9 protein-coding genes and 1 pseudogene are annotated in these 13,208 nt (G+C 68.6%); 7 read left to right on the plus strand and 3 right to left on the minus strand.

The window, feature by feature from the left end; all coding sequences use genetic code 11:
- Positions 1-30: 30 nt before the first annotated feature.
- From EPAKOI_RS08055 to EPAKOI_RS08065, 3 genes and pseudogenes are all read right to left on the minus strand, one after another.
- Positions 31-1,662, minus strand: a complete 1,632-nt coding sequence (locus EPAKOI_RS08055) for an alpha/beta fold hydrolase (protein WP_423193500.1) — start codon at positions 1,660-1,662, stop codon at positions 31-33.
- 40 nt (positions 1,663-1,702) lie between these two features.
- Positions 1,703-3,500 (minus strand): annotated as a pseudogene (locus tag EPAKOI_RS08060) (acyl-CoA dehydrogenase).
- 232 nt (positions 3,501-3,732) lie between these two features.
- Positions 3,733-4,731: an AraC family transcriptional regulator gene (locus EPAKOI_RS08065; protein ID WP_423193435.1), complete on the minus strand. Its 999-nt coding sequence runs from the start codon at positions 4,729-4,731 to the stop codon at positions 3,733-3,735.
- A 268-nt stretch (positions 4,732-4,999) separates the two neighbouring features.
- On the opposite strand from EPAKOI_RS08065, the gene EPAKOI_RS08070 reads away from it, so the two are divergent.
- The 7 genes from EPAKOI_RS08070 (at position 5,000) to EPAKOI_RS08100 (ending at position 13,185) form a co-directional block, all read left to right on the plus strand.
- Entirely contained in the window at positions 5,000-6,739 is a 1,740-nt protein-coding gene (locus EPAKOI_RS08070) for an IlvD/Edd family dehydratase (protein ID WP_124684256.1), read from the plus strand.
- 67 nt (positions 6,740-6,806) lie between these two features.
- Positions 6,807-7,922 (plus strand): ABC transporter ATP-binding protein, encoded by a 1,116-nt coding sequence (locus EPAKOI_RS08075; RefSeq protein ID WP_423193436.1) that lies wholly within the window; start codon positions 6,807-6,809, stop codon positions 7,920-7,922.
- Between the two features lie 19 nt (positions 7,923-7,941).
- Entirely contained in the window at positions 7,942-9,261 is a 1,320-nt protein-coding gene (locus EPAKOI_RS08080; protein WP_423193437.1) for an ABC transporter substrate-binding protein, read from the plus strand.
- 118 nt (positions 9,262-9,379) lie between these two features.
- On the plus strand, positions 9,380-10,231 hold the full coding sequence (locus EPAKOI_RS08085) for a carbohydrate ABC transporter permease (protein WP_409559000.1): 852 nt from the start codon (positions 9,380-9,382) through the stop codon (positions 10,229-10,231).
- Positions 10,228-11,100 carry a carbohydrate ABC transporter permease gene (locus EPAKOI_RS08090; RefSeq protein ID WP_124684253.1) on the plus strand — a complete coding sequence of 291 codons (873 nt, stop codon included), beginning with the start codon at positions 10,228-10,230 and terminating at the stop codon, positions 11,098-11,100. Before EPAKOI_RS08085 ends, EPAKOI_RS08090 begins: the two co-directional genes overlap by 4 nt.
- 101 nt (positions 11,101-11,201) lie before the next feature.
- Positions 11,202-12,137, plus strand: coding sequence for a LysR family transcriptional regulator (locus tag EPAKOI_RS08095; RefSeq protein WP_313836675.1), 936 nt, complete (start codon positions 11,202-11,204; stop codon positions 12,135-12,137).
- Between the two features lie 67 nt (positions 12,138-12,204).
- Positions 12,205-13,185 (plus strand): Bug family tripartite tricarboxylate transporter substrate binding protein, encoded by a 981-nt coding sequence (locus EPAKOI_RS08100; protein WP_423193438.1) that lies wholly within the window; start codon positions 12,205-12,207, stop codon positions 13,183-13,185.
- Positions 13,186-13,208 lie beyond the last annotated feature (23 nt).

The following is a 13,208-nucleotide window of genomic DNA, read 5'->3' on the forward strand; positions in this document are numbered from 1 at the left end:
AACGAAGAAAGCGGGTGTCGCGGCTGGCCGTCAGGCTTCCAGCACGTAGCGGCCCGGCGCATCGCCACAGGGCGCGTGGCGAGCACTGCCGGCCGACGTGGGAGCCTTGCGCTTGCGCCCGGAGCGTTGCCGGAGCCAGGCGCTCCAGTGGCCCCACCAGGAGCCGTCGTGCGCGTCGGCGCCGGCCAGCCAGGTTTCCGGATCGGCCGACGCCGCGCCGTTCACGAAGAATTTCACCCTGGCATTGCCGGGCGGGTTGACCAGGCTCTGGATATGGCCGCTGGAACAGAGCACGAACTCGGTGTCGCCGCCCAGCGCCTGCGCGGAGCGGAACACGCCCTGCCACGGCGTGATGTGATCGGTCGCGCCGGCCAGCACGTACGTGTCGCACGTGACGCGGGACAGGTCGATGGGCTGCCCCAGCACGGTCAGGCCGCCCGGCGTGGCGAGCAGGTTGTCGGACAGCATGTCGAGCATCTGGCAATGCAGGCCAGCTGGCAGCCGCGTCGTATCGTTGTTCCAGTACAGCACGTCGAACGCGGGCGGCGCCTTGCCGAGCAGGTAGTTGTTGACCCAGTAGTTCCACACCAGGTCATTGGGCCGCATCCACGCGAACATGCGGCCCAGTTCCTCGCCATCGAGCACGCCCCGGGCCTGGCTCTGCCGCCGCGCCGTGCTCACGGCCTCGGGCGTGGCGAACAGGCCCAGTTGCGATTGCTCGTCCAGGCCGAACACCGCCACCATCAGCGTGGCGGCGTGCACGAGGTCCTGCCCGCTGCTGGCGCAATAGCCCATCAGCGCGGCCATGGTCATGGCCCCCGCGCACGTGCCGTGCAGGTTCACGTCCTTGCAGCCGGTGATGTCGCGGATGGCGTGGATCGCCTCGACCAGCGCGCCCACATAGGTGTCCAGGTTCCAGTCCCGCTCGGCCGCCGTCGGGTTGCGCCAGCTCACGGCAAACACCTGCAGCTCCTGCGCCAGCAGGTATTCCACGATGCTCTTGCCCGGCGCCAGGTCGAAGACGTAGAACTTGTTCACCTGGGGCGGCACGATCAGGTGCGGCCGGGCGTGCACCCTGGCCGTCACGGGCGTGTACTGGATCAGCTCCAGCACCGGGTTGCGGAACACCACGGTGCCCGGCGTGCGGGCCAGGTCCTGGCCCACGCGGAAGGCGGTCTTGTCGACCTGGGACGGCATGCCCTGGTTGGTCAGCGCGTCCGTCACCAGATTGGCCATGCCGGCCAGCAGGCTCAGCCCGCACGAATCGAACGTCTCGCGCAGCGCGGCGGGATTGCCCAGCAGCACGTTGCTGGGCGCCAGTGCGTCGAACAGCAGCGACGTGAAGTACTGCGCGCGCTCCTTGCCGCGTGCGTCCATCACGGACCGGCTGACCAGGCCCGCGGCGGCGTTGCGCCAGGCCAGGTAGCCCTGCAGCGGCATGCGGAACAGCGGGTTGTCGTGCCACTCGGGGTCGGCAAAGCGGCGGTCGCGCGCCGGCGGGGCGTCGGCCGTGCCGTCCAGCACGCGCCACAGGTCATGGGCCAGTTGTGTCTGCTGGTCGAGCAGCAGCGCCGGGTCCTGCGCGCACTGGGCGCCAATCTGCTGCGCCGTGCCGACCAGATCCTCCGGACGCAGTCCCACAAAGGCGTCGAGCGTCGCCATGCTGTAACCGTCGATTGCCACGGCTGTCTCCTATGGATGTTCAGAACTGCGCGTCGCTGATGGCGAGGTAGCCGTCCGTGCCGGCGGCGCAGGTGATGGCCGCCTCCAGCCCCGGCGCGCGCACCAGGATGTGGTTGGCGAAGAACGCAGCCGTGGCTACCTTGGCGCCGTAGAAATCGGGGTCTTCGTCACGGCGGTCCGTGGCCACGACCAGCGCGCGCGCCATCTGCCAGCCCGTCAGCACGACGCCGGCCAGCTTCAGGTAGGCGACGCTGACGCCGAACACCGCATTGGGGTCGGTACGCGCGGTGGCGACGATGAAATCGACGGCGTTGCCCAGCGCCGTGTGGGCCGCGCTCAGCCGGCCATACATCGCGCGGCAGGCCGGGTCGGCGCCCCGCTCGGCCAGCGCGGCCAGCGTGTCGTCGATCTGGGCCAGCAGCGCGCGGGCGGCCGCGCCGCCATCGCGCACGGTCTTGCGGCCGACGAGGTCATTGGCCTGGATGGCCGTGGTGCCTTCGTAGATCGGCAGAATCCGGGCATCGCGGTAATGCTGCGCGGCGCCGGTTTCCTCGATGAAACCCATGCCGCCGTGCACCTGCACGCCCAGGCTGGTCACTTCGATCGACATCTCGGTGCTCCAGCCCTTGATGATCGGCACCAGGTACTCGTAGGCCGCCGCGTATGACGCCCGCGTCTGCGCATCGGCGGCGCCGTGCGCGATATCGGCGTACCCCGCCGCCACCAGCGCCAGCGCCCGGGCGCCTTCGGTCAACGCGCGCATCTCGGTCAGCATGCGGCGCACGTCGGGGTGGCGGATGATCGGCACCGCCTCTTGGGCCGATCCGTCCACCGGCCGGCTCTGCACGCGGTCCTTTGCATAGGCCACCGCCTGCTGGTACGCCCGGTCGGAAATGGCGATGCCCTGCACGCCCACGCCAAAGCGCGCGGCGTTCATCATCACGAACATGTACTCCAGCCCACGGTGCAGCTCGCCGATCAGGTAGCCCGTGGCGCCGCCGTTGTCACCAAACTGCAGCACGGCCGTGGGGCTGGCCTTGATGCCCAGCTTGTGCTCGATCGACACGCATTCCACGTCGTTGCGCGCGCCCAGCGAGCCGTCGTCGTTGACCAGGAACTTCGGCACCAGGAACAGCGAGATACCCTTCACGCCCTCGGGCGCGTCGGGCGTGCGGGCCAGCACCAGATGCACGATGTTCTCGGCCATGTCGTGCTCGCCGTAGGTGATGAAGATCTTGGTGCCCGACACCTTGTAGCTGCCATCGGCCTGCGGCACGGCGCGCGATCGCACCAGCGACAGGTCCGAGCCGGCCTGCGGCTCGGTCAGGTTCATCGTGCCGGTCCACTCGCCGGCAATCAGGCGCGGCAGGTAGCGCTGCTTCAGGGTGTCGGAGCCGGCCGTCAGCAGCGCCTCGATGGCGCCATCGGTCAGCAGCGGGCACAGCCCGAACGACATGTTCGCCGCGTTCATCATTTCGATGCACGGCGTGGCCACCAGCTTCGGCAGGCCCTGCCCCCCCCCCGAACTCGGTCGGATGGACGATGCCTTGCCAGCCGCCTTCGCCAAACTGCCGGAAGGCGTCGCGAAAGCCGGCCGTCGTGCGCACCTGGCCGTCTTCCCAGCGACTAGGCGCCCGGTCGCCGGCCGCGTTCAGCGGCGCCAGCACCTGGCCGTGGAACCGCGCGGCCTCTTCGAGTACGGCTTCCACCGTCTCCGGCGTGGCGTCCCCGAAACCGGGCAGCGTGGCGATATCTGTCAGTCCGGCCAGTTCCTGGATGACAAACATCATGTCCTTGGTGGGTGCGGTATAGCTCATCTCGTGCCTCGTTTCCTGAGATGCAGCGCCCGCCGGCCCACTGGCCCGCTGCGCTGCGACATTGACGAAAGCATCGTAAGGTCGCGCCGCGCGGATTCGATTACCCGAATCGGCCCATTCACTGACAAATCGTGCCGCATTGCGCCATGCGCGCCGGCCGCCGGTCGTCAGGCGGCTGCCGTGGCAGGATCGGCAAGTCGATGGCCAGGAATGGCAGTGCGGGCGGCGCCGCTCAGAGCGGCCGGCGGTAGGCGTTGGGCGTGCTGCCCGTCCAGTGGCGGAATGCGCGGTGGAAGGCGGTGGGATTGTCGAAGCCGACGTCGTAGGCGATCTCGGCGATGGAGTCCTCGGACCGCGTCAGGCGCTGGATGGCGATGTCGCGCCGCACTTCGTCCTTGATGGCCTGGAACGTCGTGCCTTCGGCCGCCAGGCGACGGCACAGCGTGCGCACCGAGTGGTGCAGCGCCTGCGCCACCGCATCGATCGTCGGCGACGCGGGCAGGCAGTCGGCTAGGTGCTGGCGCACGCGGTGGCAGGTCAGCTGCTCGGCAAAGGCAACGAAGATCCAGTCCTCGGGCGCCCGCGCCAGGAAGGTTTCCAGGTCCGGCTTGCGCTGGGGGATGGGCAGGTCCAGGTACGCGGCATCGAAGCTGATCCGCGTGTGGGGGCGGTCGAAATGAACCGGGCCGGGAAACAGGTACAGGTGGTCGCTACTCTGCGGCGGCAGCGGAAACGAGAACTCGGCGCCATGCAGCAGGATGCGTTGCCGGATCAGCCACGACGCCATGCCGTGCACCAGCTTCAGCATCAGCTCGCAGCCCAGCACGCTTACGCCGGGGCCGTCGGGATTGGCGACGAGTTCCACGTGCCCGGCGCCCGCCTCGCGCCGCAGCGTCAGGCGGAATTCGTCCAGGATCAGGTGGAAGAACTGGCCGAACCGGTGCAGCGCCACTTCCAGCCGGGGCGCGTCGAGCAGGCTCAGGCCCAGGAACTTGAGCACCCCGTTGCGCAGCGGCCGGCTGAAGATGCCCGGCATCTCGTCATCGAGCTCCATCGCCAGCAGCCGGTAGAGCGTGGCGAACTGCTCCTGCGTTACCCGGGCGCCCGGCTCGCGCAGCAGCGCGTGGGCGATGCCCGAGCGCTCGGCCAGCCGCGCAATCGCAGCCGGGTCCGCGCCGGACAGGAAGCCGTTGACGACGGAGATGGGAACGGTAGCGGAGAGGCCAGTCAAGCGGGAAAGCCGGCGCGCGCCGGTCAGGAACGGTGACGACGCATTCTTGCACAGCGCCGGCATGGCGGGTTGTGGCGGCCGCACATGGCCAGCCACGCGTGGCCCCGCCACCTTCGGGAAAGCCCCATACCGCATATTGGTAATACCACTTTACCTGTCCGATACCCTGTCCTAGACTCCGTTGAACTCGACGTGCGCGCGGCCTGGCAGACGGTGGCGCGCATCCGGATCTGCACCCCCTACAAGAAGCAGAACGCAGGAGACCCGAGTGAAGGACGACGACAATCCGTCCGGTGCGCCCAAGCGGCGCAGCCAGGCATGGTTCGGCCGCCTTGACCGCGATGGCTTCATCTATCGGTCGTGGCTCAAGAACCGCGGCATTCCGCACGACCAGTTCGATGGCCGGCCGGTCATCGGCATCTGCAACACCTATTCCGAGCTCACCCCCTGCAATTCGCACTTCCGGACGCTGGCCGACCAGGTCAAGACCGGCGTGTGGGAAGCCGGCGGCTTTCCGCTCGAATTTCCGGTGATGTCGCTGGGCGAGACCATGCTGCGCCCCACGGCCATGCTGTTCCGCAACCTGGCCAGCATGGACGTCGAGGAATCGATTCGCGGCAACCCCATCGACGGCGTGGTGCTGCTGATGGGCTGCGACAAGACCACGCCGGCGCTGATGATGGGCGCGGCGTCGGTGGACCTGCCCACCATCGGCATCTCGGGCGGCCCGATGCTCAGCGGCAAGTTTCGCGGCCAGGAGCTGGGCTCCGGCACCGACGTCTGGAAGATGTCCGAGGAGGTGCGCGCCGGGCATATGTCGCAGGAGGATTTCTTCGAGGCCGAAGGCTGCATGCACCGGTCTCACGGCCACTGCATGACGATGGGCACGGCGTCCACCATGGCGTGCATGGTCGAATCGCTGGGCATGGCGCTGCCCGGCAACGCCGCCATCCCCGCCGTTGACGGGCGCCGCAACATCCTGGCCCGCGCGTCGGGCCGGCGCATCGTGCAGATGGTCAAGGACAACCTGGTCATGTCGAAGATCCTGACGCGCCAGGCGTTCGAGAACGCGATCAAGGTCAACGCCGCGATTGGCGGGTCCACCAACGCGGTGATCCATCTGCTGGCCATCGCCGGGCGCATCGGCGTGGAACTGAACCTGGACGACTGGGACGCGCTGGGCCATGCCCTGCCCTGTCTGGTCGATCTCCAGCCATCGGGCCGGCACCTGATGGAGGACTTCTATTACGCGGGCGGCCTGCCCGCCGTGATCCGCGAGCTGGGCCCTGTGCTGCACCGCGACGCGCCCACCGTCAACGGCCGGACGCTCTGGGACAACTGCAAGGACGCCCCGAACTGGAACCGCGAGGTCATCCACGCGTTCGACGATCCGTTCAAGCCCCACGCCGGCATTGCCGTGCTGCGCGGCAACCTGTGTCCCGATGGCGCCGTGATCAAGCCGTCGGCCGCCACGCCGGCGCTGCTGCGCCACACGGGCCGCGCGGTGGTATTCGAGGACAGCGAGCACATGCACGCCCGCATCGAGGACGAATCGCTCGACGTGGACGAAACCTGCGTGCTGGTGCTGAAGAACTGCGGCCCGCGCGGCTATCCGGGCATGGCCGAGGCCGGCAACATGCCGCTGCCGCCCAAGATCCTGCGCAAGGGCATCACCGACATGGTCCGCATCTCCGACGCCCGCATGAGCGGCACGGCCTACGGCACCGTGGTGCTGCACGTGGCGCCCGAGGCCGCCGCCGGCGGCCCGCTGGCGCTGGTGCGCGATGGCGACATGGTCGAGCTGGACGTGGAGGCGCGCCGGCTGCACCTGCACGTCGACGATGCCGAACTGGCGCGCCGCCGCGCCGCCTGGCAGCCGCCCGAGCCGCCGATGGAACGCGGCTGGACGCGGCTTTATTTCGATCACGTCCAGCAGGCCAACCGTGGCGCCGACCTGGACTTCCTGGTCGGCAAGAGCGGCCCTTTCGTGCCGAAGGACAATCACTGAACGACGCAGCACCCCAGGGCTCCACCGCCATGCAGCGCGGTGCCGCACCACACAGGAGACGTGACGCATGGCATCGGTACAGATCCGCGATGTGCAGAAATCCTTCGGCGGCACGCAGGTGATACGCGGCGTCAGCATCGACATTGCCGACGGCGAGTTCACGGTGCTGGTGGGGCCGTCTGGCTGCGGCAAATCCACGCTGCTGCGGATGCTGGCCGGGCTGGAGGAGATCAGCGGCGGCGAGATCGCCATTGGCGACCGCGTGGTGAACCGGCTGCCGCCCAAGGAGCGCGACATTGCGATGGTGTTCCAGAACTACGCGCTCTACCCGCATATGTCGGTCTACGACAACATGGCGTTCTCGCTCAAGCTGGCCGGCGTGCCCAGGGAGACGATCCGGGCCAAGGTCGACAAGGCGTCCGGCATCCTGGGCCTGGGCCAGCTGCTGGACCGCTATCCGCGCCAGCTCTCGGGCGGCCAGCGCCAGCGCGTGGCCATGGGCCGGGCCATCGTGCGCGACCCGCAGGTGTTCCTGTTCGACGAGCCGCTGTCCAACCTGGACGCCAAGCTGCGCGTGCAAATGCGCGCCGAGATCAAGGAGCTGCACCAGCGGCTGCGCACCACGTCGGTCTACGTCACGCACGACCAGATCGAGGCGATGACGATGGCCGACCAGATCGTGGTGATGCGCGATGGCCGCGTGGAGCAGCGCGGCCGCCCGCTGGACCTCTACGACCACCCCGACAACCTGTTCGTGGCCGGCTTCATCGGCTCGCCGGCAATGAATTTCGTGCCCGGCGTGCTGCGGCGCCAGAACGGCGCGGCCCGGGTGCAGTTTCCCGATGGCACGCTGCTGCCCGCCCCGGCCGGCCTGGGCGACGGCGCCGGGGCCGACGGCCAGCACGTGATCTACGGCGTGCGGCCCGAGCACCTGGCCTGCGGCGCGCCGGGCCAGGGGTTTCCGACCACGGTGACGGTGGTGGAGCCCACCGGCGCCAATACCGAGGTGTATTCGCGCTTTGGCGAGACCGATTTCATCTCGGTGTTCCGCGAGCGCCATGATTTCGCGGCCGGCCAGCCGCTGCACCTGGTGCCCGATCCCCAACACACCCACCTGTTCGACGCCGAATCGGGACAGGCCCTGCCCCGCCAGCCCGCGCGGCAACCACAACCTGTGGCATGACCACGGAGGAGACCCAGCCATGAGCCATTCCGGAAACTTCACCCGACGCGATTTCCTGGTATCGACGGCAGCCGTGGCCGCCACCACCGCGCTCGGCACGCCGGCCCACGCCGCCACCCAGCTCCAGTACAAGCCCGAGGCCGGCGCCAAGCTGCGCGTGCTGCGCTGGAAGCGCTTTGTGCAGGGCGACGAGGACCTCTGGACCGCCAACGCCAAGAAATTCCAGGACCTGACCGGCGTGGAGGTGCGCATCGACAACGAAGGCTGGGAAGACGTGCGGCCCAAGGCGGCCGTGGCGGCCAGCGTGGGTACCGGGCCGGACATCGTGCTGGGCTGGTTCGACGACCCGCAGCAGTACCCCGACAAGCTCGTCGACGTGACCGACGTGGCCACCTACCTGGGCAACAAGCACGGCGGCTGGTACGACGTCTGCAAGAAATACGGCATGCACGGCGGCAAGTGGATCGCGCTGCCGCTGGGCGTGGTGGGCAACGCGCTGGTCTACCGCGAAAGCCACGTCAAGGCGGCCGGCTTCGACGCCATCCCCAAGGACACGGCCGGCTTCCTGAAGCTGTGCCAGGCGCTCAAGGCCAAGGGCACGCCGCCGGGCTTCGCGCTGGGCAAGGCCGTGGGCGACGGCAACAACTGGGCGCACTGGCTGCTGTGGTCGCACGGCGGCATGCTGGTCGACACCAAGGGCAAGGTGGTGGTCAATTCGCCGGAAACCTGGGCCGCGCTGGAATACGCCAAGCAGCTCTACGCCACCTTCGTGCCGGGCACGCTGTCGTGGCAGGACCCGTCCAACAACAAGGCGTTCCTGGACGGGCAGGTCAGCCTGACCGCCAACGGCATCTCGGTCTATTACGCGGCCAAGAACTCGAAGGAGCCGAAGCTGCAGGAGATGGCCAAGGACATCCAGCACGCCCACTTTCCCATGGGCAAGAGCGGCAAGCCCACCGAGCTGATGCAGATTACCCAGATGATGATCTTCAAGTACTGCAAGTACCCGAACGCGGCCAAGGCGTTCCTGCAGTTCATGATGGAGCCCGAGCAGTACAACCCGTGGATGGAGGCCGCCATCGGCTACGTCAGCCAGCCGCTCAAGGCGTACGAGTCGAACCCGATCTGGACGGCCGACCCCAAGCACACCGTCTACCGCGACGCCGCGTCGCTGATGCTCGACAACGGCCACGCCGGCCCGCTGGGCACCGCGTCGGCCGCCGCCATGGCCGACTACATCGTGCTCGACATGGTGGCCGAGGCCGCCAGCGGCGCCAAGACGCCGAAGGAAGCCGCCGCCCGCGCCGCCCAGCGCGCCGAACGCTACTACAAGGGCTGACGCGATGCCGGACACCGCTGCGACGCCGCCCGCCTCGCGGCGGCCCCCTGCCGAGCCGGCCCGGCGCCCGCTGCTGGGCCGGCTGTCCGACAACCGCCACGCGCTGGGCCTGCTGTTCATGCTGCCCACCGCGCTGCTGCTGGTGGTCTTCCTGACCTACCCGCTCGGGCTGGGCGTCTGGCTGGGCTTCACCGATGCCAAGATCGGCCGGCCCGGCGCCTGGATCGGGCTCGATAACTTCACCTACCTGGCGGGCGATTCGGTCACCCAGCTCGCGCTCTTCAACACCATCTTCTACACGCTGGTGGCCAGCGTGCTGAAGTTCGCGCTCGGGCTCTGGCTGGCGCTGCTGCTGAACCGCAACCTGCCGTTCAAGTCGTTCTTCCGCGCCGTGGTGCTGCTGCCGTGGATCGTGCCGACGGCCCTGTCCGCGCTGGCGTTCTGGTGGATCTACGACGCGCAGTTCTCGGTCATCAGCTGGACGCTGGTCAAGCTGGGCCTGATCGACCGCTACATCGACTTCCTGGGCGACCCGTGGCTGGCGCGCCTGTCGACGATTGCCGCCAACGTCTGGCGCGGCATCCCGTTCGTGGCCATCTCGCTGCTGGCCGGGCTGCAGACCATCCCGCCGTCGCTGTACGAGGCGGCGTCCATCGACGGCGTCACGCCGTGGCAGCAGTTCCGCTACGTCACGCTGCCGCTGCTGACGCCGATCATCGCCGTGGTGATGACGTTCTCGGTGCTGTTCACGTTCACGGACTTCCAGCTCATCTACGTGCTCACGCGCGGCGGCCCGCTCAACGCCACGCACCTGATGGCCACGCTGTCGTTCCAGCGCGCCATCCCCGGCGGCTCGCTGGGCGAAGGCGCGGCGCTGGCGACGATGATGGTGCCGTTCCTGCTGGCGGCCATCCTGTTCTCGTACTTCGGGCTCCAGCGGCGTGCCTGGCAACAGGGAGGCGACAAATGAAGGCGGCCGAGAACGAATCGCAAGGCATGGAGTACCTGCAGTCGGTGCCCCGGCGCTGGGTGACGCTCTACATCCCCATCGGCATCTTCCTGTTCGTGCTGCTGTTTCCGTTCTACTGGATGGGCATCACGGCGTTCAAGCCCGACGGCGAACTGCTGATGCAGACCGCCAACCCGTTCGTGGTGATGGCGCCGACGCTGGCGCATTTCAAGAAACTGCTATTCAACACGCCCTATCCGGCGTGGCTGCTGAACACGGTCATCGTGTCGACGGTATCGACGTTCGCGTCGCTGGCGGCCAGCGTGCTGGCGGCCTACGCCATCGAGCGGCTGCGCTTCCAGGGCGCGCGGCAGACCGGGCTGGCCATCTTCCTGGCCTACCTGATCCCGCCGTCGATCCTGTTCATCCCGCTGGCGTCCATCGTGTTCCAGCTTGGCCTGTTCGACACGCGCTGGGCGCTGATCCTGACCTACCCCACCTTCCTGATCCCGTTCTGCACGTGGCTGCTGATGGGCTATTTCCGCTCCATCCCGTACGAGCTGGAGGAATGCGCGCTGATCGACGGCGCCACGCGCTGGGAGATCCTGGTCAAGATCATCCTGCCGCTGGCGGTGCCGGGGCTGATCTCGGCCGGCATTTTCGCGTTCACGCTGTCGTGGAACGAGTTCATCTACGCGCTGACCTTCATCTCGTCGTCCGAGGTCAAGACCGTGCCGGTGGGCATCGTCACCGAACTGGTGGAAGGCGACGTCTACCACTGGGGCGCGCTGATGGCCGGCGCGCTGCTGGGATCGTTGCCGGTGGCGGTGGTCTACTCGTTCTTCGTCGAGTACTACGTGTCGGGCATGACCGGGGCGGTCAAGGAGTAGAAGTGGCGCATTAGGCGCCTGGCGGCCGGGAGAAGCCCAATAGACACCGGCCGCCGCCCGCAGGCACAATCGCCAGGCCCTCCGCTCCGCTTCCGCCCCTCGTGACCCTGCCGCCGCTGCGCCCTGCCCGCCTGCATTTCGACCTGACCACCGTCCAGCTTTTCATTGCCGTGGCCGAACTCGGCAGCATCACGCGCGGCGCCGAGCGGTTGCACCTGGCCGCGGCGGCGGCGTCGCGGCGCGTGCTGGAGCTGGAAGCCCAGCTTGGCGTGGCCCTGTTCGAGCGGCTGCCGCACGGCATGGCGCTGACCGAGGCCGGCCGCGCGCTGCTGGCCCACGCGCGCGGCATCACGCACACCGTGCAGCGCATGCAGGACGACGCCGCGTCGTTCGTTGGCGGCGACCTGGGCGTGGTGCGCGTGGCGGCGCCCAAATCCGCCGTCATCCAGTTCCTGCCCTTCGATATCCAGCGCTGCGCCACGGTCTGCCCCGGCGTGCGCGTGGACCTGCAGGAAATGAACAGCCAGGAAGTCCAGCAGGCGCTGCGGCGCGGCACCGTCGACATCGGCATCTACGAAGGCAGCCTGGGCATGGTGGACCTGCCCACGGCGCCCTACCGCAGTGACCGGCTCGAACTGGTCGTCGCGCGCGGCCACCCGCTGGCGCGGCGGCGCAAGGTGACGCTGGCCGATATCCTGGACTGCGACCTGATCACGCTGGGCGAAAGCTCGGCCATTTCGATCATGCTCGACCGGCTGGCCGAGGAAGCCGGCCGCGTGCCGCGCATGCGCATGCGCGTGGGCGGCTTCGACAGCATCGCCGCGCTGGTGGCCCAGAGCCTGGGCGTGGGCGTGATGCCGCAGGCCATCGCGGCGGAAATCGCCGCCGGCAGCCGCTTCGTGCGGCTGGCCATCGCCGAGCCCTGGGCCGGGCGCCAGTTCGTGATCTGCCACCGGCCGGCCGATGCGCTGTCGTCGGCCGCCATCGGCGTGCTGGCGGTGCTTGCGCAAAATGCGAAACCTGAAATCCCCAAATAGCGATAGCCCGCGCTGGCCGCTTTCCGCATCATCGGCACCATAACGATGCCTATGACGGAGACACTTCATGCAGCGCAGACAGTTCCTTCTCGGGGCGGCGGCCGGCCTGGCCGTGCCCAGCCTGGCGCTCCCCACCCTGGCCCGCGCCGCCGACATGCCCGGCCCGGTGCGCATTGTCGTGGGTTTTGCCCCCGGTGGCGGCACCGACGTGCTGGCGCGCGTAATCGGCCAGAAGCTCGGCATGATGTGGAACACCAGCGTGGTGGTGGAGAACAAGCCCGGCGCCACCGGCGCGATTGCCGCCGCCTACGTGGCCAAGCAGCCCGCCGACGGCACCACGCTGCTGATGGCGCACGTCAACAGCCACGCCATCGGGCCCGCGCTGCTTGACGTCAAGTACGACCCGGTAGCCGATTTCTCGCCGATCTCGATGGTCGGCGTGACGCCCAACATGCTGACCTGCCGCCCCGAGCAGAAGGTGCGCAGCGTGGCCGACATCGTCGCGCTGTGCCGCAAGAAGCCGGGCCAGATCTCGTTCGGCTCGTCGGGCATCGGCTCCGCGCAGCATCTGGCGCTGGAACTCTTTCGCCTGCAGGCCAAGGTCGATGTCGTACACGTGCCGTACAAGGGCTCCGGCCCGCTGATCGCCGACCTGCTGGGCGGCCAGATCGACTACGCGTTCGACACGATGACCGCCGCCACGCCGTTCATCGCCCAGGGCAAGGTCATCGCCATCGCCCAGACGCGCCTGAAGCGCGCCGCCAGCCATCCCAACGTGCCGACGCTGGCCGAATCGGGCTTTCCCGGCCTGGACGCCGCCTCGTGGTACGGGCTGGTCGGCCCCAAGGGCATGCCGCCCGCGCTGGTCCAGCGCATGAACCAGGACGTCAACAAGGCGCTGGCCATGCCCGACGTGGCCGAGAAACTGCGCAGCTTCGGCGCCGAAGACTCGGGCGGCTCCAGCCAGCAGTTCGGCGCCTTCATCGCGGCCGAAGCCAGCAAGTGGGGCAAGGTCGTGAAACAGGCCGGCGTCAAGGCCGAAGCCTGACGCACGCCGCCCAACCTTCTTTC

Source organism: Cupriavidus sp. H18C2, from assembly GCF_049393795.1.
Taxonomy (GTDB): Bacteria; Pseudomonadota; Gammaproteobacteria; order Burkholderiales; family Burkholderiaceae; genus Cupriavidus; species Cupriavidus pauculus_C.

Bases quoted from the DNA above. Each gene is read 5' to 3' on its own strand.
- EPAKOI_RS08055 (WP_423193500.1), bottom strand. From the start codon at position 1,662: ATGGCGACGCTCGACGCCTTTGTGGGACTGCGTCCGGAGGATCTGGTC.
- EPAKOI_RS08075 (WP_423193436.1), top strand. From the start codon at position 6,807: ATGGCATCGGTACAGATCCGCGATGTGCAGAAATCCTTCGGCGGCACG.
- EPAKOI_RS08080 (WP_423193437.1), top strand. From the start codon at position 7,942: ATGAGCCATTCCGGAAACTTCACCCGACGCGATTTCCTGGTATCGACG.
- EPAKOI_RS08085 (WP_409559000.1), top strand. From the start codon at position 9,380: ATGCTGCCCACCGCGCTGCTGCTGGTGGTCTTCCTGACCTACCCGCTC.
- EPAKOI_RS08090 (WP_124684253.1), top strand. From the start codon at position 10,228: ATGAAGGCGGCCGAGAACGAATCGCAAGGCATGGAGTACCTGCAGTCG.
- EPAKOI_RS08100 (WP_423193438.1), top strand. From the start codon at position 12,205: ATGCAGCGCAGACAGTTCCTTCTCGGGGCGGCGGCCGGCCTGGCCGTG.